Here is a 23,986-nt window from a genome sequence, read left to right as displayed (position 1 = left end):
TTAAAGAAAAGCTTTTATAACACTATAATCTCTAATCAATAAAATCTAAAAGTAATTTTTTAAAATAGAAATCACCGATTGGTAATAGGAACTTCCAAACAAATTAAGATGGACCAAAAGATAATATAACTGATAAATTTTAATACGGATTGATGTGTATGCGTCTTGGGGTATACAATTAAAATAGGATTCATAGAATTTATTATCAAAACCACCAAAGAGTTTACTCATGGCAATATCGACCTCTGAATGGCCGTAATAAATTGCAGGGTCGATGAGATATGGAATTCCATCTCTAGATATTAAATAGTTACCACTCCATAAATCGCCATGTAACAGTGATGGTTTTATGTTGTTAAATAATGGTTCTAAGGTTTGGATAATGCGATCGTTGGTAGGACATTCGTTAGCGGAAAGCAAATAGTTTTGTTTAGCCAATTCAATTTGGGGTGACAAACGTTCAATTGCGTAAAATTCAGTCCATGATCTATGTTTATTATTGCTTTGGGGTAAGTTTCCAATAAAATTATCCTTGTCAAATCCAAAATTATTTGCAGTACATTGATGTAATTTGGTAAGGTGTAACCCTAAGTTTTCAAAATCTATCGGAGCAGGGGTTTTCTTTTCAATGTATTCTAAAAGTAAGTAAGCAGTATTTTCAAAAGTACCATAATTATAAACTTTTGGTGCTTTTATGGCTTTTGTATTGCTTATTAATTCCAATCCATTTGCTTCAGTTTTAAACATCTGAAAAGCATTTTTGTTGTTTAGTTTTAAAAAGTAAGAATGCCTAGAAGATTCAATTTTATAAGTTTTTGAAATATCTCCTCCTCCAACAGGAGTTAGTTTTGTGATAGTATCGTTTATAATACTCGAGATGAATATTTTGAAATTGTTAACCATAGTCTAAAAATAAGAAAGACCAACAGATTAATGTTGGTCTTTTTATTTTGTTTTATTGATAGTGTGTTATTGTATTATTAGCTTCTTTGTTATGGACACTTCATTAGAATTTAGTTTTACTAAATAAACGCCCTTGCTTAATATAGAAATGTCTATAAAATTCTTAGAGTTATTTATGGTATGTGTCATGATTTTTTTACCTAGTAAATTATAAACAACTACTTCTAGTTTTTCGGTAGTTGTAAAATAAACTAAGTTATGGGTTGTGGGGTTAGGATGCATTCTAATATTTACTATTGATTTATCCGTAACTCCAAGTGAACTCCATCTGTTCTCTGCCACAGGACCACCCCAAATTAAAGTAGCTAAGTACGGGTTGTCTATAAAAGGATTTCTATTGCCTTGTGCATAAGTGTTTTCACTCACATGGTAGGCGTTTCTATTATCTTCATAAGAAGATACAGGGTCTTCGGCATTCCATTCTAAAAATAAATCAATCATGTCATCTGGAGTAGAGGCACTACTTCCAACGCCAATGTTTGTTGGCAGGCATTGGTTTTCATATCGGATATACATATACATAATTACCCTTGCAACATCACCTTTCCAATTATCACCAGGGTACCAGTTTGTATTGCTATTTACTTTACCTGAATTCCCTGTTCCATCTGCAAAAGGTAAATTGTCCCTTTCGCCATTACGCTGAACATCTGAAGCTCTTATGTGGTGACCATCAGCACCGGGACCAGTATTGTCCATAGCTGGAGTGGCTTTAGATTTAGCATAGATATGTTCTCTGTTATAGTCACAATTTGAACCCCCATTTAAGTTTATGTTTCTTTCTAAATCGTTTGTACAATCTGAGTCAGAACCATCTTCCCATCCATAAATTAATAAAACGTTGGAAGCATTACTTGGGTTTTGGTCGGTAGCTTGTATGGCATCCCAACCATAGGATAATATATTAGTGTGCTTATTTATGGTTAAATTACTTAAGCTTGTTTTTAATGTTAGCCCAGTTTCCGAAAAATCTATACCAGAATAATAATCCTGTAATTCTGCAGGAGGCTCGAGTTGCCCGAAGCAGGTAATTGAAATGAATAAAAATAAAAAGTAAAGATGCTTCATAAACAATTATTTTCGTTGTAAAAGCGCCATGTAAAATCCGTCGAATCCCGATAGGTGTGCTAAGACCTTGTTATCCTTAACAAATATAAAATCTTTTCCAGACTCAGATGTTAAAAATTTATCCACTTGTTCTTGGTTTTCAGAAGGTAACACAGAACAAGTAGCATAAACCAATTGTCCTCCAGACTTCACCATTTTGGAGAATTGCTGTAAAATCTCTAGTTGGGTAGTTTTAATTTTGTCTAAAAATTTAGGTTCTAATTTCCATTTCGCATCTGGGTTTCTTCTTAGTACGCCTAACCCAGAACAAGGGGCGTCAATAAGCACACGATCGGCTTTGTCATAAAGCTTTTTAATGGTTTTTGTAGAGTCGATATGGCGTGTCTCTATATTATGAGCACCATTGCGTTTGGCCCTACGCTTTAACTCATATAGTTTGTTGGCATAGATATCCATGGCGATAATCTGCCCTTTGTTTTCCATTAAAGAGGCAATGTGTAAGGTTTTGCCTCCGGCACCGGCACAGGTATCGACCACGCGCATACCAGGTTTTACATTTAAAAATTCTGAAACCAATTGAGACGAGGCATCCTGTACTTCGAACAAACCATTTTTAAATGCTTGGGTTGAAAACACATTGGAGCGTTCCTTCAGTTTTAAAGCTTGAGGGTAGCCTTTCAGAAATTCAGTTTCAAAACCTAAGTCAAATAGTTCTGCTTGTAATTTTTCTTTGGTCGTTTTTAGGGTGTTTGTCCTTAAAATAACATGGGCCTGTTCGTTAAGTGCAGCAATTTCTCTAGTCCAAATGGTGTTACCCAATTCTTTTTGACCCAGTTCATCTAGCCAATCAGGGATAGATTCCCTAATCTTCCTAATTTTAGAAAGCTCATCAAAACGTCCTTTTATTTTTCGGGTTGGTGTATTTTCAAAATATTTCCAATCGGGCAATTTAATGCCTTTTAGCGTTGCCCAAACAGCAAACAAACGCCAGAGGTTATCACGATCAAAAGGCTCCTTTACTTCAGCGATTTCAGCATATAAACGTTTCCAGCGAACTATATCATAAGTTGTTTCGGCAACAAATGCACGATCTCGGGCACCCCAACGTTTGTCACGTTTTAGCAATTGCTCAATAACTTTATCGGCATATTTACTTTCGTTAAAGATTAAGGTTAAACCATCTATAATGGCAAAGCATAAATTTCTGTGTAGTCGCATTTTTTTATTTCTCAGTGTTCAGTAGGCAGTTTCTGCATTTTCTAAAAACCAAACTGTTTTAAGTTATTGAGTGCGCTAAGTTACATTAAAAGCATGAATTGACGAATGTTTTTATTTTTTCGACATTTAGGCTTATCTTTCTAAAAATTAATGCTTATGAAATCCTGTTTACTTCTTTTTTTGTGTTCACCGTTTTTAATTTCATGCAGAACTAAGGACAATAATTTTAAGCCTAGGCATTTTAATAAGGTTGACATTGAAACTGTTTTTGAGGATTCTTTGTTAAGTATAAGAGCGATAGAAATTTTGGATGATAAGAGTTTGTCATTTGCAGCGAATAATAACACTTTTGGCTTATTTAATCCTAAAACCAAGTTATGGAAAACCTCGATACAGAAGCATGATACATTGGACTTACATTTTCGAGCAGTAGCACATACAACTGAAGACTTTTTTATGTTAAGTATTGAAAACCCAGCGTTATTATTTAAAACGGGTGAAAAAGGCAAAATGGATTTGGTATATAGAGAAGATGCTGAAGGAGTGTTTTACGATGCCATGAACTTTTGGAATGATCAAGAAGGTATAGCCATTGGTGATAGTGTCGATGGTTGTTTATCGGTTATTATTACAAGGGATGCTGGTAGTACATGGAATAAATTGTTCTGTGACCAATTACCAAAAGGATTAAAAAATGAAGGTGCTTTTGCAGCGAGCAATACAAATATAGCTATAATAGGTAACAATACTTGGGTGGCTACTACCGCTGGCCGTATTTATTTTTCACCAGATAAAGGCCATACTTGGGAGGTGTTTGATACTCCCATTGTTAAGGAAAAAGCTACTGAAGGTATTTATTCCATTGATTTTTATGATGTACTAAACGGTTTTGCTATAGGTGGCGATTATACCAATCCCGATACCAATGCTGCTAATAAAATACGAACAATAGATGGCGGCAAAACTTGGCAATTGGTAGGTGAAAACCTAAATCCAGGTTATAGAAGTTGTGTGCAATATATGCCAAATAGGGAAGGCAAGGAGTTGGTAGCCCTTGGTTTTAAAGGTATTGATTATAGTAACGATTCTGGTAAAACTTGGAAACATTTAAGTGATGAAGGTTTTTACACCCTAAGATTTTTAAATGATAGTGTAGCTTATGCTGCTGGTGCTGGACGAATCTCTAAATTGCAATTTAAATAATAAAGAGAGATGTTAGCCTTACTCTTTTCTTCGTTTTTTAAATTCATCAATCATTTTTCGTTTAAAATCTTCTTCAGCTATTTTAAGCCATATTATTTTTTTCGGAGGGATGATATCGGTAAGTTTATTTGAAAATTCAACCCAAAGTTGATGTAGACTGTTTTCAGCTTCATTGTATTTTTCAATAAGTTCTCTTGCTCTTTCATCAGACATGGTGTCAAATGTTTCCTTAATTTCTCTTCGAATGTTTTTAATCTTTATATATTTAATTTTAGAACTATTTTTCTCAAAATCATTGTAAACTGGCCAAAATTTTTGGGCTTCTTTTTCAGTAAGGTCCAAACGTTCAGTTAAAAAAGACACTTTCAGCGCTTTAATGCGTTCCCTATGGTTTTGTGCTTTTATGTTAAGTGAAACCAGTAAAAGCACTATAAAAATGGTTTGTTTTATGTTCATATCCAATTGCATTTATTCAATTAATATAGTTTCAATATCTACATTATTTAAAAGATACTCTTCTAAGTTTTCTTTCTCGAGGTTGTAATCAACAAAAGTGTCTTCTGTAAGTTCTTCCTCAGTTAATAATATGGCTAATTCATAAGAGCTTATGTTTTCATCTATAAGAAAATTTTCAACGGTTTGGGTTTCTAAGGTATTAAAAGAAGGTTGGCTGTTAAAAACAAAAACATTTAAAAATACAATCATGGCTGCAGCTATGCTTGATGCGTAAAGCAATTGTTTCTTACTAAACAAGGCAATGACTTTGGTTTTATCATTAGTTGAAACTTTATCAATTAGTTTATCTTCTAAATTTTTAAAATAGTTTTTAGGTACATTAAAACCTGATGTTTCTGCAAATTTTAGTTTTCTATTGGGTTTTATGGAGCTTAATACCTTGTCATCAAAAGTTTCAAAATACCCAACCGGTGTTTTAAACCCTGTAGACTTTATGGTATGAAGTAAATTCTTTTTCATTTCTACTATATGACTTATAATTTCAATAAAGGTTTAATTATTAGTAAGATAAGCTTCAATTTTTTTTACGGCAAAATGGTATGATGCTTTTAGAGCACCTTCACTTGTTTCTAAAATCTCGGCCATTTCTTTATATTTTAAATCTTGAAAATATTTCATATTGAATACCAATTGTTGCTTCTCTGGTAGCGTAGCGATAGCTTTTTGCAATTTTATCTGAATATCATCACCCACAAAATAAATATCAGAAATTAATTTACCAATAGCAATTTGTTGGGCCTGTTCATTAGTGATTTGCATTCGTTTTGCATTCCTGTTTATATGTGTAATGGCTTCATTGGTTGCTATGCGATACATCCATGAAAATAATTTACTGTCGCCTTTAAAATTTTGAATGTTTTTAAACACCTTTATAAATGTGTTCTGTAATACGTCATCTGCATCATCATGTGACTTTACAATATTTCGAATGTGCCAATACAAACGTTCTTTATATAGAGAAACTAATGTTCTATATGCTTGCTCCTTATTGGTTTTGGACTGTAATTGTTTAACTAACTGTACCTCGTCGGTCACTAATTTTTTCTTATTTGACTCTTAAATATAACAAAAGTTTAAAATATTATTTTAAATAAGATTTCAACCTTCTTATGGCTTAAATATCGATAAAATACACAAAAATACGATAAAATGTTATTTTTTCTTGTTTTGTAAAACGTTTTGTGTTAAGTTTGTATCATAAACCTACTTATGTTGTTAGTTGTCCCCAAATCTAACAATGAATAAAAAAAGGATAGATGCCCAAATCTCTATCCTTTTTTGTATTAAACATGTCTTCTTGTCATTGTCTTAAGTAGTTAGGTTTACTCAAAACTTTGCATGTCAACCAGTTTCTTGTAAACACCATTTTTAGCAATGAGTTCATTGTGTTTGCCTTGTTCAACAATTTCACCTTTATTAAGTACAACTATGATATCGGCATTTTTAATAGTAGATAATCGATGTGCAATAACTATGGATGTCCTGTTTTTCATCATGTTTTCCAAAGCCACTTGTACTAAGCGTTCACTTTCAGTGTCCAGCGCAGAAGTGGCTTCATCTAGAATCATAATTGGAGGACTTTTTAACACTGCCCTTGCGATGCTTAAGCGTTGTTTCTGTCCGCCAGAGAGTTTATTTCCTGAGTCTCCTATATTGGTCTCTATACCTTTAGGTAGATCTTTCACAAATTCCCAGGCGTTGGCTACTTTTAAGGCTTCTATAACATCTTCCTCGGAAGCATTAGTATTTCCTAATTTTAAATTGTTTTTTATACTATCGTTAAATAAAATAGCATCTTGGGTTACAATGCCAAGTAACCCTCTTAGTGATTTAGTTGTTAATTCCCTTATATCTTGGCCATCAATTAAAATAGCTCCTTTGTTTACATCGTAAAAGCGGGTTATTAAATTGGCAATGGTAGATTTGCCACTACCTGATTGCCCAACTAAAGCAACAGTTTGTCCTTTGTTTATGGTTAAGGAGAAATTCTTTAAAACATATTCTTTTTCATATTTAAATGAAATGTCATTAAACACAATATTTTTTGCAAAACCTGATTTATTTACTGCATTAACACTATCCATTAAAGGATTTGGAGTATCTATAATTTCATGGATGCGTTCTGCAGCTGCACCACCTTTTTTAACATTAACCAATCCTCTTGAAATTGCTTTTGCCGGGGTTAGAATGTTATATGCTAATCCTATGTAAACTATAAACTTACTACCATCTAGAAATAAAGTCGAATCACCGCCAATAATTAAATTTCCACCATACCATAGAATTATTGATATCATGCAAATGCCTAAAAACTCACTTGTAGGAGAAGCTAAGTTTTGTCTGTTTAGTAATTTATTTGAAAAACTATAATATCTATTCGTTGATTCTTGAAAGTGGTCATTAAATTTTTCTTCGGCATTAAACCCTTTAATAATTCGAAGTCCGGTAAGTGTTTCTTCTAAAGTAGACAAGAATAATCCTTGCTCTTTTTGAACCCTGTCTGATTTTCGTTTTAAGCTTTTACCAATTTTGGAAATAATAAATCCCATTATGGGTATAAAAATGAATACAAATAAAGTAAGCTTAGAACTTATAATGAGCATGGTAACCAATGTAAAAATAATCGTTAATGGTTCTCTTACAATAAGTTCTAATACCGGAAGCATTGAGTATTGCAGGTCGTTAACATCCCCTGTAACTCTTGCTATTAGATCACCCTTTCTCTGTTCTGAAAAATAAGAAAGCGGTAGCGATAATATTTTGTTATAAACCACATTTCGTATATCCCTAATCACACCATTTCGTAAAAACACCATAAAATAATTGGCTAAATAGCCAAAAATGTTTTTTAGAAAAAAGGTTATGATGATAAGTATTATTACAAAAATAAGTGCTTTAGATTTGTCTCCTTGGGTAAATTCGTTCATGTAAAACGCTAAAGAATCTTCAGCGAAATGACCAATTTCAGAGATTCCTTTGTAAACAGGTTTTGTAGAAGGGATGACTTTTTCTTTTTCAAAAATCACATCTAACATTGGCATGAGTGCCACAAACGAAAGTGTACCAAATAAAGCAAAGAACACATTGGATATAATGTGTCCTACCGCAAATCGTTTATAAGGTTTTGCATACCTTAAAATATTAAAAAATAGGTTCATTAAATAAGTTTCATGTCTTTAAGAATGGTTTCGGCTTTTGTGTCCAAGGCAGTTTCGCAAGCTTTAAAATCTTCAATAGATTCCAAGGGCATATTAACGCTTACATAAAATTTAATTTTAGGTTCTGTTCCACTAGGCCTTAAGGCAACTTGACTACCATCTTCGGTATAATAAATCAATACATTGGACTTTGGAATGTCAATTGCGAATTCTTCTCCTGTAATCATATTTTTAGCTATAGATGCCTCATAATCTTCAAACTTAATAACTGTCGAACCGTTAATGGTCTTAACAGGTGTTTCCCTGGCTTCAATCATCATTTGTTTAATTTCCTGAGCGCCTTCAATACCCTTTTTGGTTTGCGATACCAATTTCTCTTTGTAGAAACCATGCTTTATGTAAAGTTTTATCAATTCATTAAAGAAAGAACTTCCATTGGATTTCGATATGGCAGCAATTTCACAGGCTAATAAAGTTGAAGTAACAGCATCTTTATCACGTACAAAATCGCCAACCATATAACCAAAACTTTCTTCGCCACCACCAATAAAATTAAGTTCTTTATGCTCTTTAATGAGTTTGGCAATCCATTTAAAACCAGTGAGTACAATCTTGCTTTCAACTTCATAGGTATTGGCTAATTTGGTCAACATAGGAGTTGAAACAATCGTTGAAGCAATAAATTCCTTGCCTTTAATTTTTCCTTCCACTTTCCATTGTTTTAAAAGGAAATTGGTCATCATGAGCATCGTTTGGTTGCCGTTTAAGAGTTGCAGTTCCCCATCGTTATTACGTACGGCCACCCCAAGTCGGTCACAATCAGGGTCGGTACCTATAACAATATCGGCATTTACTTTTTCAGCTAATTCCAATGCCATTTTTAGGGCGGCTGGTTCTTCTGGGTTTGGAGATTCAACAGTTGGAAAGTCACCATTTGGGACTTCTTGTTCTTTTACTAGATGCACATTGTTGTATCCTGCTTGTTTCAAAGTTTCTGGAACAGCCGTTATGGATGTGCCGTGCAAAGAGGTAAAAACTATGGTTAGGTTATCCTTTGCTTCTTGTGAGGCACCAACACATCCATTTTCAACAGATGCTTTAATAAAAGCTTCGTCGACTTCTTCCCCTATGTAATGTATTAAATCATTATTAGCTTCAAATTTAATATCGGCATAATCCAAATCATTAATCATTTTTATAACAGCGCCGTCATGAGGCGGCACCAATTGACCTCCATCTTGCCAATATACTTTATAGCCGTTGTATTCTGGCGGATTGTGTGACGCCGTTAAAACAATACCACAATGGCAATTTAAATGCTTTACTGCGAACGACAACTCCGGCGTTGGACGTAAATCTCCAAATAAATACACTTCAATACCATTTGCCGAGAACACATCAGCAACTACTTTGGCTAAAGATTTACTATTGTGTCTACAGTCGTAAGCAATGACAGCTTTAGGTGTTTCATTAGGAAATTGTTTGTGCAGATAGGCGCTTAAACCTTGAGTGCTTTTTCCTAGTGTATATTTGTTGATTCGATTGGTGCCAACCCCCATGATACCACGCATGCCACCTGTACCAAACTCTAAATCTTTATAAAAGCTTTCTTGAATATCCTTAGGGTTATTTGCTATGCTTTCTTTAATAATAGTTTGTGTTTCACTATCAAACTGTGGAGTTAACCATGTATTGATGCGTTCTAAAATTTTTGGTTCTATATATATCATGATTGCATTAAAATAAAGACAAAATTAAGTAATTGAAAACTAATATTAATTTTTGAACTATGATTTAAAATGAAATATAAACGAAATCGAAATAGTTAGAACAGGAGTTTACTAAAAATTCAACTTATCCTTTATAAGGTATCTTTTTTTGCTTTCTTTGGTTCGCAATATGATTTCTCCTAAAAATCCAGCAACAAAAAATTGCGTGCCAATAATCATAGTCGAAAGAGCAAGATAGAATTGTGGACGTTGGGTAATTAGCCTTCCAGCTGGGTTTAAAAATAATTTATCTATACCCAAATACACTGCAAAACAAAAACCAATAGCAAACATAAGCACGCCTAATGCTCCAAAAAGGTGCATGGGGCGTTTGCCAAAGTGTGATAAGAACCAAATTGTAATTAAATCTAGGAAACCGTGAATAAAGCGATCCATGCCAAATTTGGTGACCCCATATTTTCTGGCTTGATGGAGCACTATTTTTTCACCTATTTTGGTAAATCCGGCATTTTTAGAGAGTACGGGAATATAGCGGTGCATTTCACCATTAACATCAATATTTTTAACAACGTTTTTATTGTAAGCCTTTAAGCCGCAATTAAAATCATGTAATTTAACCCCAGATGTTTTTCTGGCAGCCCAATTGAATAGTTTTGAAGGTAGGTTTTTTGTAAGTACATCGTCATAACGTTTCTTTTTCCAGCCCGACACCAAATCGTAACCTTCATTTATAACCATACTGTAGAGTTCTGGTATTTCATCAGGGTTGTCTTGTAAGTCCGCATCCATGGTAATAACAATGTTACCCTGAGCCTTTTCAAAACCAGCATGCAATGCTTGGGATTTACCAAAATTCTTTAAAAACCTAATTCCCTTTACGCTTTTGTTTTTTTCTGATAGTTTCTTAATAATGCTCCATGAATCATCAGTACTACCATCATCTATAAAAATAATTTCATAAGAAAAATGATTAGCAGTCATGACTTTAACAATCCAATCATTCAATTCTTTTAGGGATTCGTATTCGTTAAGTAGTGGTATAACTACTGATATATCCATAGAATTATTTGAAATTTAACATTTCAAAAATACAGAAATTATTGTGAGTCTGGATTGTTTTTTTTCATAGTAGCTGCAACTAGTAACCCGATAACACATAAAGGCAACATATAGTTAACAAATAAGGCTATAAGACTATTTTTTATGGAGTACAGGTTTTCAGCTTCAAGTTTATCAACGGTTTCGGAAATTTTATCGGGAGGCATATTTATGCTTTCGTAGATTCCTACTGCCTTTTCAATTGATTTTTCTTTTAAAAAAGTGGCGGCATCGGTATCAATAAAGTTAAATAGGATAAAAGAAACTAAAGTAACAATTGTTAAACCAATTAAATTGGTTATGAAATAGGCCGTAAATGCTTCTTTAAAATTAGTGTAACCATCAAAGGCCTGCTTTACTTTAGCAATAGAAATAAGCCCAAATATAATTGCAATTGCATATATAGATAAGCCAAACCAAGTGTTGACAAATAAATTTAAGTCTATGGCATATGCAATGGTTAAAAGTAAAGTGAGTAAAACCCCTAAATAAAGCCCATAATCTTTGGCAATTGACTTTAAAGATTTTTCCATGATATAGTATTTTAGTATTTAAATGTTGGTATCCAAAGGTAGTAAAACGCTACTGTATTATTGAAAATAAAAAATAATAAAAAATATTGTTCATTTATAAAAAATACTTAAATTTGCAGCTCGAAAATTGAAAAGATAAAAGCATTTAGCGATGAGAAAAGGTATACATCCAGAAAATTATAGATTAGTAGCATTTAAAGACATGTCTAACGATGATGTTTTTATTACAAAATCTACTGCTAACACTAACGAAACAATAGAAGTTGATGGTGTTGAGTATCCACTTGTTAAAATGGAAATTTCAAGAACATCGCACCCATATTATACTGGTAAGTCTAAATTGGTAGATACAGCTGGTCGTATCGATAAGTTTAAAAGCAAATATGCTAAATTTAAAAAATAAGTTTAGCCTTAATTATTTAAATGAAAGCCTTTCAGTTCTGTTGAAAGGCTTTTTTTATGAATTGAATTTATGTTTTCGAACACATTTAGGGTATCTTTATTTGTTTGATTTTTTTAATTCAAAGGCATATGAATCTTTTCATTTGAAAATTTATAAAACCAAGTGAAAAGTTATATTGACTAATAAAGCGACAACAAAAACATAGCTGAATTTTGTATTTTTTTAAATCCAAGTTTTAGTTTTTACAGAAAGAAACTTAGAAATCACTGTTTTATGAATTATATTCTTTTTGATGGCCCATCCCGAAATAATTTGCTGCCCTTTACCTATACAAGGCCTGTAGCTGATATTAGAATAGGTATTTTAACCATTCGTGAAAAATGGGAAACCTTTTTAAAAACTACTACAACTACTGTTACCGAAGAGTATTTGTCTGACAAGTATCCCATGGTGGAAATGGACGAAAACATTATGATAAATGCTGCCTTTCTTCCCAGTTTGGAATTGGTCGAGATGGTTAATGGGCTAAAAGAGAACCAAGCTATTTTTAAAGGTGAGGACGTTATCGCTTTTTTTACAGAGGAATCCAAAGACGACATCGATTTTAAACAGTACGAGGTCTTGGAGTTTAGAGAGGAACTTATTAAAATAGAGAACACATGGGATATTTTTTCTAAAAACAATGAAGCTATTCAGGAGGATTTTAATCTAATTACCAAAGATAGAACCTCCCAACCAATCCCATCCAGCAACAATATTATTGGCGCGGAGCAAATTTTTATAGAAGAAGGAGCCATAGTAGAATTCGCTACTTTAAATGCCAATACAGGACCAATATATATAGGTAAAGATGCTCTAGTAATGGAAGGTACTTTAATAAGAGGACCTTTAGCGTTATGCAATAACGCCGTAACTAAATTAGGAACTAAAATATATGGTGCTACAACTATAGGGCCTTATTCTAAAGTAGGAGGCGAAGTGAAAAATGTAGTCCTTTTTGGTAATTCCAACAAAGGCCATGAAGGCTATCTTGGAGACTCTGTGTTGGGCGAATGGTGTAATTTGGGAGCAGATACCAATACCTCCAACCTTAAGAACAATTATGCAGAGGTTCGTTTATGGAATTACAATACTCAGGGGTTTGCTAGAACAGGATTGCAATTTTGCGGGCTGATGATGGGCGACCATAGTAAGTGTGGCATTAATACCATGTTTAATACTGGAACGGTTGTAGGTGTAAGTGCCAATATTTTTGGTTCTGGATTTCCTCGAAACTTTGTTCCCAGCTTTAGTTGGGGTGGCCATAGTGGATTGACAACTTATCAAACCAAAAAGGCTTTTGAAACTATTGAAAAGGTGTTTTCCAGACAAAATATGGTATTTGACCAAAAGGATAGGGATATCTTGGAACGTGTTTTTGAACTATCCAAAACCTACAGAAGGTCTTGATTTTTTGATGTTTATCCGATTACTTGAGTGGGTTTTCCATGAAATGTTATATTTGGTCAGCATCAAATCATTTTAATCATGAGGTCCATTTACTTTATTTTTCTCTTTTGGGGTTTTTATGGTTTTACACAGCCTTCAGATTACACCCTAACCAATTTAGAAATTAATAATGAATACCCCCATTTTGGTTTAATGAAAACCAAAGGAAAAAAAATACTGTTTACTTCCTTTGCATTGAATAAGAGGGGGAAAGTAGAATTGGTTGGAGGCAACCCAGTACTAACCATTTATGAAGGTACGTTATCAGGTGATGGCAAAATAATAAAAGTTCAACCCGTAGCAATCGATGCCAATATACCAACGGTAACCAGTGCTGTACTATCTCCTAACGAGAAGCATTTAATCATTACGACATTATATACCAATAAAAACAGGCCTAAAGGTGATTTTAAAGAAACGAATTTCCATTTAGAAATAGGAGAGTATCAAGAAGGTATAGGCTGGACCAACTTTAAGGTGTTGCCTTTTTGTAACCCAAGGTATTCCTATGCGCATCCTGCTTTTAGTAATGATGGTGAAACCTTGTATTTTACGGGTAATGTAAGGGGAGGAAAAGCGACTACCAAAGGCGGTTCCGATATTTTTAAAGTAAACATTATGGAAAACAATACCTATGGTGAACCAGAAAATCTGGGTAGCAATGTCAATTCCTACAGCCGTGAAATGTTTCCTTATGTAAGCGATGACAATACTTTGTATTTTGCGTCTAACCGACCTGGTTATGGTGGCTTCGACATTTATAAATGTGTCATGAAGGAAGATGGTAGTTTTGAAAAGGCTGAAAAATTGCCTAAACCGTTAAATAGTGATAAGGATGATTTTTCATTGATTATAAATTCTAATAGCGCTTCAGGGTTTTTGGTTTCAAAGCGCATTGGGGGAAAAGGCGATGATGACATCTATCATTTTGTTGTAAAGCCCTAAATGAGTCCAATGGACTAATTTTTCCTTACCCGCCTTAAATCCAATAAATTAATGGGGTTAATACCCAATCCCTTCACATTTTTTCTTGTAAAACGTAACACTTCATCGTAGTATAATGGAACCATAATGGCGTGCTCCATAGCAATAGAGTCCATTTGGGTATAAAGTAATTTTCGCTCTTCAATATTCGTAATGGTAAAGGCTTTGTTGTAGAGGCTGTCCAATAATTTATTTTTAAAATGAAAATAATTTGATCCATTAGGAGCAAAGTTTTTACTATAGAAGATAGACAAATAGTTTTCGGCATCTAAGTAATCGGCTATCCAAGAGCTTCTAAACATATCAATTTTACCATTGGATCTAGCGCTTCTTAGTGTAGCTTCGGGCATTACATCAATATTAATCTTTAATCCCGCTTTTTGCAATTCCTGTTGTATATACTCACAAAAGCTCAAATAGTTGCTAGTAGTGTTTAGCGTTATTTCTGGATGATTTATTCCTGTTTCGGTTTTAAATTGTTCTATAAGTTGTTTAGCTTTTTTCGGCTGATAATTATAACCATTAGTTTCACTATGGCCAGCAAGCCCAATAGGTATAAAGCCACCAATTGCAGGATTGCCAATACCGTTGTTTAAATAAAGCATCATTTTTTTTCTATCAAAACCAAGATTTATAGCTTTTCTTATCAACTCCGATTGTATTTCTGGTGTTTCAGAATCTAGATAAAAACCCAAGTATTCGGTGTTTAAATACGGTCCACGAATCATATTTATGGTTTCAAAATACTTTTTACGAAGCTTACCATTACTTGTTAGCAATTCATCCTTATAAGATGCATCTAAGCCAGAAATATAATCTATGTTGCCTTGGGCAAATTGTAAAAATTCACCTTGTTTATCAGGGAGAAAGGTGAGTGCTACAGCTTCTAAATAAGGTAATTGGTTGCCCTGTTCATCCTTTTCAAAATAAAGCTCATTTTTTCTAAACACCAGCTTGATATTTTCTTCCCAACGCTTAAATTTAAAGGGGCCAGTACCTATAGGGTGTGATCTAAATTCAGTGCCATAATGTTCTACTATTTCCTTAGGAACCACAGAGCAATATTTCATGGCCAATAGCCCTATAAATGCAGGAAAAGGCTGTTTTAAATCAATTTGAAAGACCGTATCGTTGATGGCCATAAAATCATCAACTTTGTTTAACACCCAACCTCCTGGAGCAGCTGTTTTAGAATCCCTTAACCGATTTAGACTAAATGTAAAATCTTCTGCGACAACTGTTCGGGTAGAATCTTTTCCAAATAAAGGGTGCTTATGGAAATAAACATCGTCCCTTAAAATGAAGGTATAAGAGGTGCCATCTTCAGATATCAGCCAACGTTTGGCTATTGCAGGATGAATATTGAGATTTTTATCCAATTGTACCAATCCGTTAAACAATTGATTGCAGGCCGAATTATCCTGTAATGTTCTGGAGAAAGCAGGGTCTAGTGTATTTAGATTCGCATATTCGTTATACCGAAAAACCAAATGGTCTTGGTTTATGTTTGAAATATTTTTGCAGGAGAAAAAGACTAAAACAATGCAACTAATTGACAAGTAGTTTTTTAAACATTTTAATGTGGGTTTTATCATATAACTTATTAGTTGTAAATTTGCAGTCTTTTAACGGTAAATATAAATCTTATTAGTTCCTGAAACAAGTTAGGACATACAAAAGGGTTAATGAGCAAAAAAGTCGCATTTTACACATTAGGTTGTAAGCTTAATTTTTCTGAAACATCTACCATAGCTAGAAGCTTTAAGGATGAAGGTTTTGACCGCGTTAATTTTTCGGAAAAAGCCGATATGTATGTGATTAACACTTGCTCGGTTACTGAAAATGCCGATAAGCGTTTTAAAACCATTGTGAAGCAGGCGCAAAAAGCAAATCCAAATGCGTTTATTGCAGCTGTGGGCTGTTACGCCCAACTAAAACCAGAAGAGCTTGCCAATGTTAATGGGGTGGATTTAGTATTAGGGGCAACCGAAAAGTTTAAGATTACCGATTATATAAACGACCTGAGCAAAAATGATTACGGTGAAGTGCATTCCTGTGAAATTGAAGAAGCCGATTTTTATGTAGGTTCTTATTCCATAGGTGATAGAACACGTGCCTTTTTAAAGGTTCAAGACGGGTGCGATTACAAATGCACATATTGTACCATTCCATTGGCTCGCGGCATTTCAAGAAGTGATACCATGGACAATGTATTAAAAAACGCTAGGGAAATTTCAGCACAGGATATTAAGGAAATTGTACTAACAGGAGTTAATATTGGTGACTATGGTAAAGGAGAGTTTGGGAACAAAAACCATGCGCATACCTTTTTGGATTTAGTGACTGAACTTGATAAAGTAGAAGGCATTGAGCGTTTGCGCATTTCGTCTATCGAGCCTAATTTATTGAAGAATGAAACCATAGAACTGGTTTCAAACTCTAGGGCTTTTGTACCACATTTTCATATTCCGTTACAATCAGGAAGCAACGAAATACTTAATAAAATGAAACGAAGGTATTTGAAAGAGCTTTATGTGGATAGGGTTGAAAAAATAAAATCGATTATGCCACATGCTTGTATTGGTGTTGATGTAATCGTTGGCTTTCCCGGTGAAACCGATATGCACTTTTTGGAAACCTACAATTTTTTAAACGAACTGGATATTTCCTATTTGCATGTGTTTACCTATTCTGAACGTGATAACACAGAAGCTGCCGATATGGATGGCGTTGTACCCAATAGCGTAAGAAGTAAGCGTAGTAAAATGCTAAGAGGGCTATCAGTTAAAAAACGCCGTGCCTTTTATGAAAGTCAGATTGGTACAACCAGAACGGTATTGTTTGAAAGCGAGAATAAGGAAGGTTTTATAAATGGGTTTACTGAAAATTATGTGAAAGTAAAAACTCCCTGGAATCCAATATTGGTCAATACATTACATCAAGTGAAGTTGACTAAAATTGATGATGATGGCTTGGTTAGATTTGAGTTTGTAAATCAATTGAAGCCTGTTAAAACCCTTTAAAGTACCTTTTGGGTTAGTTTTATTGACGTTTAACGGATTTTTTTGACGCAGCCAAAATACTGATGTAGGTTTGGATTGAAATACGATTTCAATACTAAGAATCCAAATCTATTAGTCATGAAACATTGTTTAAACCTACTTACAGCATGTATACTTATTTTATCTTTTACCTCTTGTTCACAAGAAGAGGTGCAACAGGATGTTGATTTATTGGGTATTTGGGAAAATATGGCATCTACAAAAACATACACGTTGGTTTTTGGGCAAAACAATACAGGGTTAAGTATTGAGACAAATTCAAATGGTTCTGAAATATCTTCAAGTGCTATTCCATTTAATTGGATAATTAATAATAAGGAAGTATTGCTTTTAGATGGTGCTACGCCTCAAGGGACTTATGTTATAAATGACGAAGGACAATTAGTTTCAAGTGATTTACAATTTGTTAAAGTTTCAAGCGACTATTCAAAATACTATTAAGAAAACCAAAAACCAAATAAAAACAAAAAACTCCCAAGCTTATAACTTGGGAGTTTTTTTATAATGTATTACCTTATTTATATCCTTACACCAACAGGAAGCATACGTTTGTATTTTCTATTACTTCGTACAAACTTTGCTATTTCGGGACTTGTAGGTACAATACTCAAGTTGCGTTCCCCAATTTGCTCAAAAACAGCAGCTAAAAATTCCTTTTTAAATTCATCTCCATTAATTTCACTCGGAATGACAAGTTTTGTTAAAAAAATCTTCCGTTCTTGTAGGGAGTACTCAATTTTAGCTAAATGATTTTCAATTTTTAATTCATATTGTCGTAAAAAATCATTGTCAATTAATTCTGCTACATCAACCATGGTAAGTATATTAATTTATTTTCTTAGGAGTAGTAAATAGTGATAACTATTTGTCTAAATTTGTTTTGCAAAATTACAAAAAAAATCCACATAACAAAAGGGAATATCCGTTAAAAGCTTATGGGTCAAGAGCTAATACATGTGTATTTAATGCCGGGGATGGCTGCAAGCCCCAAAATTTTTGAATATATTGAGTTACCCCAAGACCAATTTAAACTTCATTATTTAGAATGGATGCATCCATTTAACAATGAGACTATAGAAGCCTATGCTTTTCGTATGGTTCCACAAATAAAGCATAATAACATAGTATTATTGGGTGTGTCGTTTGGTGGGGTAATAGTTCAGGAGATGAGTAAACATTTTAAGGTTAGAAAATTAATTATTGTATCTAGCATTAAGTCAGTACATGAAATGCCTAAACGAATGCAACTTGCTAAAAAACTTAAAACATACAAGTTGCTACCGTTCAAATTGATTTCAAATATAGAGCTGTTTGCTAAATACGCTATGGGTGAATTCGTGCAAAAGCGATTGGAACTCTATAAAATGTATTTGTCTGTAAACGATCCTGCATATTTAAAATGGGCTATTACCAATATGTTGTGCTGGAACCAAAAAGAGGTTATTCAAAATATTGTTCATATTCATGGGGATAATGATTCGGTGTTTCCTATTGAAAACATCAAAGGCTGTATAGTTGTTAAAGGAGGAACACATATTATGATTTTAAATAAATATAAATGGTTTAATGCGAATTTACCTGCTATTATATTGGAGGGCTTCTAAAACAGATTCAAATATTTTTTATAATTTTAAGCAAAACTTATTGGTGATGAAGATAGTAAAAAATGCATTAGCGTTTGTTGGATTATTAAGTTTGTGTTATTTGTTTATTAATGCTCTACAAGACGCCCCAACAGATGAAAATTTTGAAAAGAAACTTATAAACGACTATAACGTTTATGCCTTGCAGGTACCACAATATTTAGATTTTGCGGGTGAAGCTTTACCTTTAAAAAATCCAGATATCCTGGAACGTATGGACAGGGAATTATTGGTTAATACTTATTGGCAATCTAATGGGTTGCTTATGTTTAAGCGAGCCAGAAAGTATTTTCCAACCATAGAACCTATTCTAGCGAAATATGGTGTCCCCGATGATTTTAAATATCTTGCAGTTATTGAAAGCGGCCTTACCAATGCGGTGTCGCCAGCTGGAGCTAGGGGTGTGTGGCAGATTATGACTACTACGGGAAAGGAAAACGGTTTAGAGGTGAACAATAATGTTGATGAACGTTACCATTTAGAAAAGGCAACAGAGGTAGCTTGCAAGTACCTTTTAAAATCGAAGGAAGAACTTGGCTCATGGACGTTGGCAGCAGCAGCTTATAATGCTGGGAATTCAGGAATATCAAGACGCCTTGAAGAACAAGGCGTAAACAATTATTACGACATGCTTTTAGGGGAAGAAACAGGGCGTTATATATTTAGGATAGTAGCTTTAAAAGAAATTTTATCCAATCCTAACAAATATGGATTCAACTTTAGGGAAAAGGATTTATATAGTAGCGTGCCAACCTATAAAGTTGAAGTGGACACAGCTGTTACAGATTTTACAAATTTCGCTGAAAAATTTGGTATAAACTATAAAATATTAAAGTTGCATAACCCATGGTTAAGGGAGCCTTATTTAAATAACAAGACACGTAAATTATATCATATTGAAATTCCAAAGGAAGGTTATTATCAATAATTACGCTTTGATGGTATGCTTCAGTTTTTAAAAGACTATTACTGGGAAATATTAATAGCATTCAACTACATTATCTCCATTTCAGTTGTAATCACCATTCTTCTTAAAAATATTAACCCTACAAAAACACTCTCCTATATAATAGTTTTAGTGTTTTTTCCTTTTTTCGGGTTAGTTGTTTATTACTTTTTTGGTCAAGAATATAGAAAGAATAAAATTTTCGGTAAAAAACACATTTTAAATAAAAATGTTGTAAAGTCTATTAATAAAGAGCTTGAGTTAACTAATCGAGACATTAAAAAGATTGATAAATATTTAGATGACAAAGTAAAACTGGTAAAATTACTTTACTCCAGTGATGCCGAACCTTTGACCTTAAAGAATGATGTAAAAATACTAAAGAATGGAGAAGAAAAGTTTCAAAAGCTTATAAAGGATTTGAGAGCTGCAAAGCATCACATACATATGGAATATTACATCATTAAGGATGATGCTATAGGTACTGAAGTTTTAAACATATTATGCGAAAAATCCAATGAGGGGATAGAGGTTAAACTTATATATGATGCTGTGGGGAGCAAAATTTCAAGCAAAATGAAAAAAAAGCTCACTAATTCAGGTGTAGAACATTACCCTTTTATGCCTGTATTGTTTTCTAGGTTTACAGGCAAAATGAATTATAGAAACCATAGAAAGATTACCATTATTGATGGTAAAACAGCCTATGTTGGTGGAATAAATATTGCAGATGAATACCTAAATGATCATCAAACTAAAAGATTCTGGAGGGATACTCATATTTGTATAAAAGGAGAAGGAGTTAAATCACTTCAAATCCATTTTTTAGCTACATGGGATTTTGTATGCGATAAAAAATTAACTGTTTATAAAACCTTTTTTCCAGAAGTTGAAACTAACCAAAATGTCGCAATTCAAATAGCCGCTAGTGGTCCAGATACAGATTGGGCAAACATTATGGAAGTGATTTTTACAGCAATTACTACGGCAGAAGACTATATTTATATTACAACACCCTATTTTGTGCCTAACGACCAAATAATTACGGCACTTCAAGTTGCTTCTAAAAGTGGAGTGGATGTAAGGTTAATTATACCGGATAAATCTGATTCATGGGTTGTTAAACATGCGTCCAATTCCTATCTGGAAGAGTTGTTAAAGGCCGGTGTAAAAGTTTATAAATATCAAAAAGGCTTTATCCATGCAAAGACTATGGTCATAGACGACATATTTTCAACTGTTGGAACATCAAATATGGATTATAGAAGCTTTAATATTAACTTTGAAGTCAATGCTTTTATTTATGATGTAAAACAAAGTGAAATATTAAAGTCCCATTTTATGGAAGATATAAACGAAAGTAAAGAAGTAAGTTATAAAGCCTATTTAAATAGATCTAAGTTTGATAAATTAAAAGAATCCTACTGTAGACTTTGGTCTCCTTTGATCTAAGCTATTTCGACTTTCATTTTTTATACTCTTTGATAGAACTAATGGTTAAAAAAATACACATTTTAGTCTACTTCTTGTGTTTAAATATGTGAATTTTTAGAGTTATTTATATAATACTAACTCTACTTATATAATTGTTCAATATCTACAATTGACACAAAAGTATTTTTCTGTATTGCATTGAGTGAATATTAGAATCCTTTAAATAGTAATCTATAAATGGCAAACAATTTATTATCTTTCAAACTATAAATTTTAAAAATAATTAAATATTTATTAATCAATAAAACCAAATTAGCATGAAATACTTTTATCTTTTTTTTCTAATTATTGGGGCATTTCCAGTATTATATGCACAGCATTTTCATGCAGGCAATGAGGCCTTGACTTATCCAGATATAGAAGGGTATATTACTTTAAAAACAGACTTTCACCAACATACTGTGTTCTCTGATGGGGAAGTATGGCCTTCTATTAGGGTAAGTGAAGCTCTTCGCGAGAACTTGGACGCCATTTCGTTAACTGAGCATATAGAGTACCAGCCACACAAAAAAGATATTCCGCACCCAGATCGCAATAGGGCTTACGAAATTGCATTAAAAGAGGCTGAAGACCATGACTTGTTGATTGTTTCCGGTTCTGAGATAACCCGGAAGGTGCCAATAGGGCATAGTAATGCTATATTCGTGACTGATTCTAACAAATTATTGACTAATCCTTCCGAAGCAGTTTTTGCTGAAGCAAAAAAGCAGGGCGCCTTTATTTTTTGGAACCATCCTTATTATAAAAGACAGGATGGTATTCCTGTTTGGAGTGATTTTCAGAAAGAACGAATCCAAAAAGGAGAACTTCACGGTATTGAGGTAATTAACTCAAATAATTACTCAGAAGAATCACTTGCTTTGGCATTAGAGCACAACTTAACTATTATGGGGACGAGTGATATACATGGACTCATTGATTGGGACTATACAGAAGAAGGTAACCATCGTCCTATCACCCTTGTTTTTGCTAAGGAAAAAACCTTGGAAAGTCTTAAAGAAGCACTTTTTGAAAAACGGACTGTAGCGGTGTTTAATTCCCTTTTGGTTGGAAGAGATGAATTTTTAAAACCCTTGCTAAAAGAAAGTGTCCTAATTAATGAGGCCACATATATAGATAAAGGTTCTATTCTTAAAATTGAGTTGGAAAATGTAAGTAGTAGCGATTTAATTTGGGAAAATGAAACACCTTATACATTCCATAATATGCCGTCGGTATTTGAGATAAAAGCAGGGAAGTCAACCACTTTATTAATAAAGACGATAGAAAGATTAAAGAAATTTGACCTTAAATTAAAAGCTTTGAGAGCTTTTTCTGCTCCAAAACAACAACCTGTAATTGAATGGAATATATCAACAAACATAAATGACATTTGATTAAGGAAAATAAAGGAATCGGTTTAGATGTCTACATGCCTTTGTATTGAGTTAAATTAATTGAAGTACAAAAGAATGACTTTTTAAATATTTGAAAAAATCTTATGAACTTAATATAGAAGCATAAGAGTTTTCGATAGTTTAAAAATAGATTAATCTATTTTAAATATATAAATCCAGTTTTATTTATAAAGGAAGTTTTGAATGAATTGCTTGTTAAAACAAAACCCCAAGAGAAACTAACTTAAGTTACTTCGATCTTCTTTTTTGTGCCCTTAATGAAGCACCAGCACCATAATGTTGGTTTGGGCCTACGGCACGCTTCATATTTTGTTTCATCATTTTAATCTGATCGTTAAGCATACCTTGTTTATCCAACTTTTGAGCTTCACTAAGAAGTTTTTGTGCTTCCTGCTTTCTGCGTTTAGAAAATGCAATACCAGCAAGGTTTAATTTGGCCATGGCAAGATCATGATTCATATTCAAACCCAAAGAAATCGCTTTTCTAAAGTATTTCTCGGCTTCGTTCATATTGCTCTGGGATACCATAATACCATGTAAATAGTTATAGTAGCCTTGCTGCTTTTTAACCAAAGCAGTTTCCGGGTTCTTTATTTTATTGAGCCATTTTTTTGCACCATCAAAATCCTGTTTTCGTAAACGTAAAAAAGCCAATAGGATGAATTCATTTTTAAAATAAAGAAAAATAAAAATAGACGATAAAAGTACATACATTATGCCATTACCTATATTACCTTCAGAAAATTGATAAACTGAATAGGCAAAAATTCCAGTAGCTATTATGAGTTTTATGATTTTATTGTACATAAAGTGTATTGTTAAATAATTTCAAGAAATATTTTAATGAAAAAGAAACTTTCAGATTCATTCCCGTTGCAAATAAACTAAAATTTAATCAAAATTGATGCATGTTCACTTAACAAAAAGCAGGCATAGCTCAAATAAATAAAGGGATTATAAGATTTTTTTACAGAAAAAAATATTTGTGAAATATTTTATAAAAATGATTTGCAAAGTTGTAAAGGCTTTGTATATTTGCCCTCAGTTTTGGAAGACCTCAAAACGACACTTGAAAACATTAC

General features: G+C 33.2%; 23 protein-coding genes. 10 read left to right on the top strand and 13 right to left on the bottom strand.

The window, feature by feature from the left end; translation table 11 throughout:
* Positions 1-45 precede the first annotated feature (45 nt).
* The 3 genes from MR053_RS08585 to MR053_RS08575 form a co-directional block, all read right to left on the bottom strand.
* Positions 46-903 (bottom strand): fructosamine kinase family protein, encoded by an 858-nt coding sequence (locus MR053_RS08585; RefSeq protein WP_242132040.1) that lies wholly within the window; start codon positions 901-903, stop codon positions 46-48.
* A 66-nt stretch (positions 904-969) separates the two neighbouring features.
* On the bottom strand, positions 970-2,031 hold the full coding sequence (locus tag MR053_RS08580) for an endonuclease (protein ID WP_242132039.1): 1,062 nt from the start codon (positions 2,029-2,031) through the stop codon (positions 970-972).
* A 6-nt stretch (positions 2,032-2,037) separates the two neighbouring features.
* Positions 2,038-3,249 carry an RsmB/NOP family class I SAM-dependent RNA methyltransferase gene (locus MR053_RS08575; RefSeq protein WP_223551594.1) on the bottom strand — a complete coding sequence of 404 codons (1,212 nt, stop codon included), beginning with the start codon at positions 3,247-3,249 and terminating at the stop codon, positions 2,038-2,040.
* A 156-nt stretch (positions 3,250-3,405) separates the two neighbouring features.
* Here MR053_RS08575 and MR053_RS08570 point away from each other — a divergent pair, with 156 nt between their 5' ends.
* On the top strand, positions 3,406-4,452 hold the full coding sequence (locus MR053_RS08570; protein ID WP_242132038.1) for a WD40/YVTN/BNR-like repeat-containing protein: 1,047 nt from the start codon (positions 3,406-3,408) through the stop codon (positions 4,450-4,452).
* A gap of 18 nt (positions 4,453-4,470) precedes the next feature.
* On the opposite strand, the gene MR053_RS08565 is transcribed toward MR053_RS08570, so the two are convergent.
* The 7 genes from MR053_RS08565 to MR053_RS08535 form a co-directional block, all read right to left on the bottom strand.
* Positions 4,471-4,908: a hypothetical protein gene (locus MR053_RS08565; protein WP_223551592.1), complete on the bottom strand. Its 438-nt coding sequence runs from the start codon at positions 4,906-4,908 to the stop codon at positions 4,471-4,473.
* 12 nt (positions 4,909-4,920) lie between these two features.
* On the bottom strand, positions 4,921-5,427 hold the full coding sequence (locus tag MR053_RS08560) for a hypothetical protein (protein WP_223551591.1): 507 nt from the start codon (positions 5,425-5,427) through the stop codon (positions 4,921-4,923).
* A 33-nt stretch (positions 5,428-5,460) separates the two neighbouring features.
* Positions 5,461-6,003, bottom strand: a complete 543-nt coding sequence (locus tag MR053_RS08555; RefSeq protein ID WP_223551590.1) for an RNA polymerase sigma factor — start codon at positions 6,001-6,003, stop codon at positions 5,461-5,463.
* A 287-nt stretch (positions 6,004-6,290) separates the two neighbouring features.
* On the bottom strand, positions 6,291-8,126 hold the full coding sequence (locus tag MR053_RS08550; protein ID WP_242132037.1) for an ABC transporter ATP-binding protein: 1,836 nt from the start codon (positions 8,124-8,126) through the stop codon (positions 6,291-6,293).
* Positions 8,126-9,856 carry a phospho-sugar mutase gene (locus tag MR053_RS08545; RefSeq protein WP_242132036.1) on the bottom strand — a complete coding sequence of 577 codons (1,731 nt, stop codon included), beginning with the start codon at positions 9,854-9,856 and terminating at the stop codon, positions 8,126-8,128. The genes MR053_RS08550 and MR053_RS08545 overlap by 1 nt, the downstream gene beginning before the upstream one ends.
* A 111-nt stretch (positions 9,857-9,967) precedes the next feature.
* On the bottom strand, positions 9,968-10,915 hold the full coding sequence (locus tag MR053_RS08540; protein ID WP_242132035.1) for a glycosyltransferase family 2 protein: 948 nt from the start codon (positions 10,913-10,915) through the stop codon (positions 9,968-9,970).
* Between the two features lie 38 nt (positions 10,916-10,953).
* Complete coding sequence (locus MR053_RS08535) at positions 10,954-11,487, bottom strand: DUF4199 domain-containing protein (RefSeq protein WP_242132034.1); 534 nt, start codon at positions 11,485-11,487, stop codon at positions 10,954-10,956.
* A gap of 151 nt (positions 11,488-11,638) precedes the next feature.
* On the opposite strand from MR053_RS08535, the gene MR053_RS08530 reads away from it, so the two are divergent.
* The 3 genes from MR053_RS08530 (at position 11,639) to MR053_RS08520 (ending at position 14,323) form a co-directional block, all read left to right on the top strand.
* Complete coding sequence (locus MR053_RS08530; RefSeq protein WP_223551585.1) at positions 11,639-11,890, top strand: type B 50S ribosomal protein L31; 252 nt, start codon at positions 11,639-11,641, stop codon at positions 11,888-11,890.
* Positions 11,891-12,163: 273 nt separating this feature from the next.
* A complete protein-coding gene (locus MR053_RS08525; RefSeq protein WP_242132033.1) occupies positions 12,164-13,339 on the top strand; it encodes a GlmU family protein in 1,176 nt (391 codons plus the stop codon).
* Positions 13,340-13,417: 78 nt separating this feature from the next.
* Positions 13,418-14,323 carry a TolB family protein gene (locus MR053_RS08520; protein WP_242132032.1) on the top strand — a complete coding sequence of 302 codons (906 nt, stop codon included), beginning with the start codon at positions 13,418-13,420 and terminating at the stop codon, positions 14,321-14,323.
* Between the two features lie 14 nt (positions 14,324-14,337).
* Here MR053_RS08520 and MR053_RS08515 read toward each other — a convergent pair whose 3' ends face one another.
* Positions 14,338-15,957 carry an ABC transporter substrate-binding protein gene (locus tag MR053_RS08515; protein ID WP_242132031.1) on the bottom strand — a complete coding sequence of 540 codons (1,620 nt, stop codon included), beginning with the start codon at positions 15,955-15,957 and terminating at the stop codon, positions 14,338-14,340.
* Positions 15,958-16,047: 90 nt separating this feature from the next.
* Between MR053_RS08515 and mtaB the strand changes: the two genes are divergently transcribed.
* Positions 16,048-17,385, top strand: a complete 1,338-nt coding sequence (gene mtaB / locus MR053_RS08510) for a tRNA (N(6)-L-threonylcarbamoyladenosine(37)-C(2))-methylthiotransferase MtaB (protein WP_242132030.1) — start codon at positions 16,048-16,050, stop codon at positions 17,383-17,385.
* Positions 17,386-17,502: 117 nt separating this feature from the next.
* Entirely contained in the window at positions 17,503-17,865 is a 363-nt protein-coding gene (locus MR053_RS08505) for a hypothetical protein (protein WP_242132029.1), read from the top strand.
* 77 nt (positions 17,866-17,942) lie between these two features.
* Here MR053_RS08505 and MR053_RS08500 read toward each other — a convergent pair whose 3' ends face one another.
* Positions 17,943-18,239, bottom strand: a complete 297-nt coding sequence (locus MR053_RS08500) for an N-acetyltransferase (protein WP_223551579.1) — start codon at positions 18,237-18,239, stop codon at positions 17,943-17,945.
* A 120-nt stretch (positions 18,240-18,359) separates the two neighbouring features.
* Between MR053_RS08500 and MR053_RS08495 the strand changes: the two genes are divergently transcribed.
* The 4 genes from MR053_RS08495 (at position 18,360) to MR053_RS08480 (ending at position 22,883) form a co-directional block, all read left to right on the top strand.
* On the top strand, positions 18,360-19,028 hold the full coding sequence (locus tag MR053_RS08495; protein ID WP_242132028.1) for an alpha/beta hydrolase: 669 nt from the start codon (positions 18,360-18,362) through the stop codon (positions 19,026-19,028).
* Positions 19,029-19,074: 46 nt separating this feature from the next.
* Complete coding sequence (locus tag MR053_RS08490; RefSeq protein WP_242132027.1) at positions 19,075-19,995, top strand: lytic transglycosylase domain-containing protein; 921 nt, start codon at positions 19,075-19,077, stop codon at positions 19,993-19,995.
* A gap of 15 nt (positions 19,996-20,010) precedes the next feature.
* Positions 20,011-21,465, top strand: a complete 1,455-nt coding sequence (gene cls, locus MR053_RS08485; RefSeq protein WP_242132026.1) for a cardiolipin synthase — start codon at positions 20,011-20,013, stop codon at positions 21,463-21,465.
* Positions 21,466-21,764: 299 nt separating this feature from the next.
* Positions 21,765-22,883, top strand: coding sequence for an Sb-PDE family phosphodiesterase (locus tag MR053_RS08480; RefSeq protein WP_242132025.1), 1,119 nt, complete (start codon positions 21,765-21,767; stop codon positions 22,881-22,883).
* A 249-nt stretch (positions 22,884-23,132) separates the two neighbouring features.
* Here the strand turns inward: MR053_RS08480 and MR053_RS08475 are convergent, their stop codons facing one another.
* Positions 23,133-23,711 (bottom strand): tetratricopeptide repeat protein, encoded by a 579-nt coding sequence (locus MR053_RS08475; protein WP_242132024.1) that lies wholly within the window; start codon positions 23,709-23,711, stop codon positions 23,133-23,135.
* Positions 23,712-23,986: the final 275 nt, after the last annotated feature.

Source organism: Aestuariivivens marinum (genome assembly GCF_022662175.1).
Taxonomy (GTDB): domain Bacteria; phylum Bacteroidota; class Bacteroidia; order Flavobacteriales; family Flavobacteriaceae; genus Aestuariivivens; species Aestuariivivens marinum.
Note: the sequence above shows the minus strand (reverse complement) of the source record. Positions and strands in the feature narration are given on the sequence as shown.

What these genes read in the sequence shown, in the direction of transcription:
- MR053_RS08585 (WP_242132040.1), bottom strand. Translation starts at nt 903, where the DNA reads ATGGTTAACAATTTCAAAATATTCATCTCGAGTATTATAAACGATACT.
- MR053_RS08580 (WP_242132039.1), bottom strand. Translation starts at nt 2,031, where the DNA reads ATGAAGCATCTTTACTTTTTATTTTTATTCATTTCAATTACCTGCTTC.
- MR053_RS08575 (WP_223551594.1), bottom strand. Translation starts at nt 3,249, where the DNA reads ATGCGACTACACAGAAATTTATGCTTTGCCATTATAGATGGTTTAACC.
- MR053_RS08570 (WP_242132038.1), top strand. Translation starts at nt 3,406, where the DNA reads ATGAAATCCTGTTTACTTCTTTTTTTGTGTTCACCGTTTTTAATTTCA.
- MR053_RS08565 (WP_223551592.1), bottom strand. Translation starts at nt 4,908, where the DNA reads ATGAACATAAAACAAACCATTTTTATAGTGCTTTTACTGGTTTCACTT.
- MR053_RS08560 (WP_223551591.1), bottom strand. Translation starts at nt 5,427, where the DNA reads ATGAAAAAGAATTTACTTCATACCATAAAGTCTACAGGGTTTAAAACA.
- MR053_RS08550 (WP_242132037.1), bottom strand. Translation starts at nt 8,126, where the DNA reads ATGAACCTATTTTTTAATATTTTAAGGTATGCAAAACCTTATAAACGA.
- MR053_RS08545 (WP_242132036.1), bottom strand. Translation starts at nt 9,856, where the DNA reads ATGATATATATAGAACCAAAAATTTTAGAACGCATCAATACATGGTTA.
- MR053_RS08540 (WP_242132035.1), bottom strand. Translation starts at nt 10,915, where the DNA reads ATGGATATATCAGTAGTTATACCACTACTTAACGAATACGAATCCCTA.
- MR053_RS08535 (WP_242132034.1), bottom strand. Translation starts at nt 11,487, where the DNA reads ATGGAAAAATCTTTAAAGTCAATTGCCAAAGATTATGGGCTTTATTTA.
- MR053_RS08530 (WP_223551585.1), top strand. Translation starts at nt 11,639, where the DNA reads ATGAGAAAAGGTATACATCCAGAAAATTATAGATTAGTAGCATTTAAA.
- MR053_RS08525 (WP_242132033.1), top strand. Translation starts at nt 12,164, where the DNA reads ATGAATTATATTCTTTTTGATGGCCCATCCCGAAATAATTTGCTGCCC.
- MR053_RS08520 (WP_242132032.1), top strand. Translation starts at nt 13,418, where the DNA reads ATGAGGTCCATTTACTTTATTTTTCTCTTTTGGGGTTTTTATGGTTTT.
- MR053_RS08515 (WP_242132031.1), bottom strand. Translation starts at nt 15,957, where the DNA reads ATGATAAAACCCACATTAAAATGTTTAAAAAACTACTTGTCAATTAGT.
- mtaB (WP_242132030.1), top strand. Translation starts at nt 16,048, where the DNA reads ATGAGCAAAAAAGTCGCATTTTACACATTAGGTTGTAAGCTTAATTTT.
- MR053_RS08505 (WP_242132029.1), top strand. Translation starts at nt 17,503, where the DNA reads ATGAAACATTGTTTAAACCTACTTACAGCATGTATACTTATTTTATCT.
- MR053_RS08500 (WP_223551579.1), bottom strand. Translation starts at nt 18,239, where the DNA reads ATGGTTGATGTAGCAGAATTAATTGACAATGATTTTTTACGACAATAT.
- MR053_RS08495 (WP_242132028.1), top strand. Translation starts at nt 18,360, where the DNA reads ATGGGTCAAGAGCTAATACATGTGTATTTAATGCCGGGGATGGCTGCA.
- MR053_RS08490 (WP_242132027.1), top strand. Translation starts at nt 19,075, where the DNA reads ATGAAGATAGTAAAAAATGCATTAGCGTTTGTTGGATTATTAAGTTTG.
- cls (WP_242132026.1), top strand. Translation starts at nt 20,011, where the DNA reads ATGCTTCAGTTTTTAAAAGACTATTACTGGGAAATATTAATAGCATTC.
- MR053_RS08480 (WP_242132025.1), top strand. Translation starts at nt 21,765, where the DNA reads ATGAAATACTTTTATCTTTTTTTTCTAATTATTGGGGCATTTCCAGTA.
- MR053_RS08475 (WP_242132024.1), bottom strand. Translation starts at nt 23,711, where the DNA reads ATGTACAATAAAATCATAAAACTCATAATAGCTACTGGAATTTTTGCC.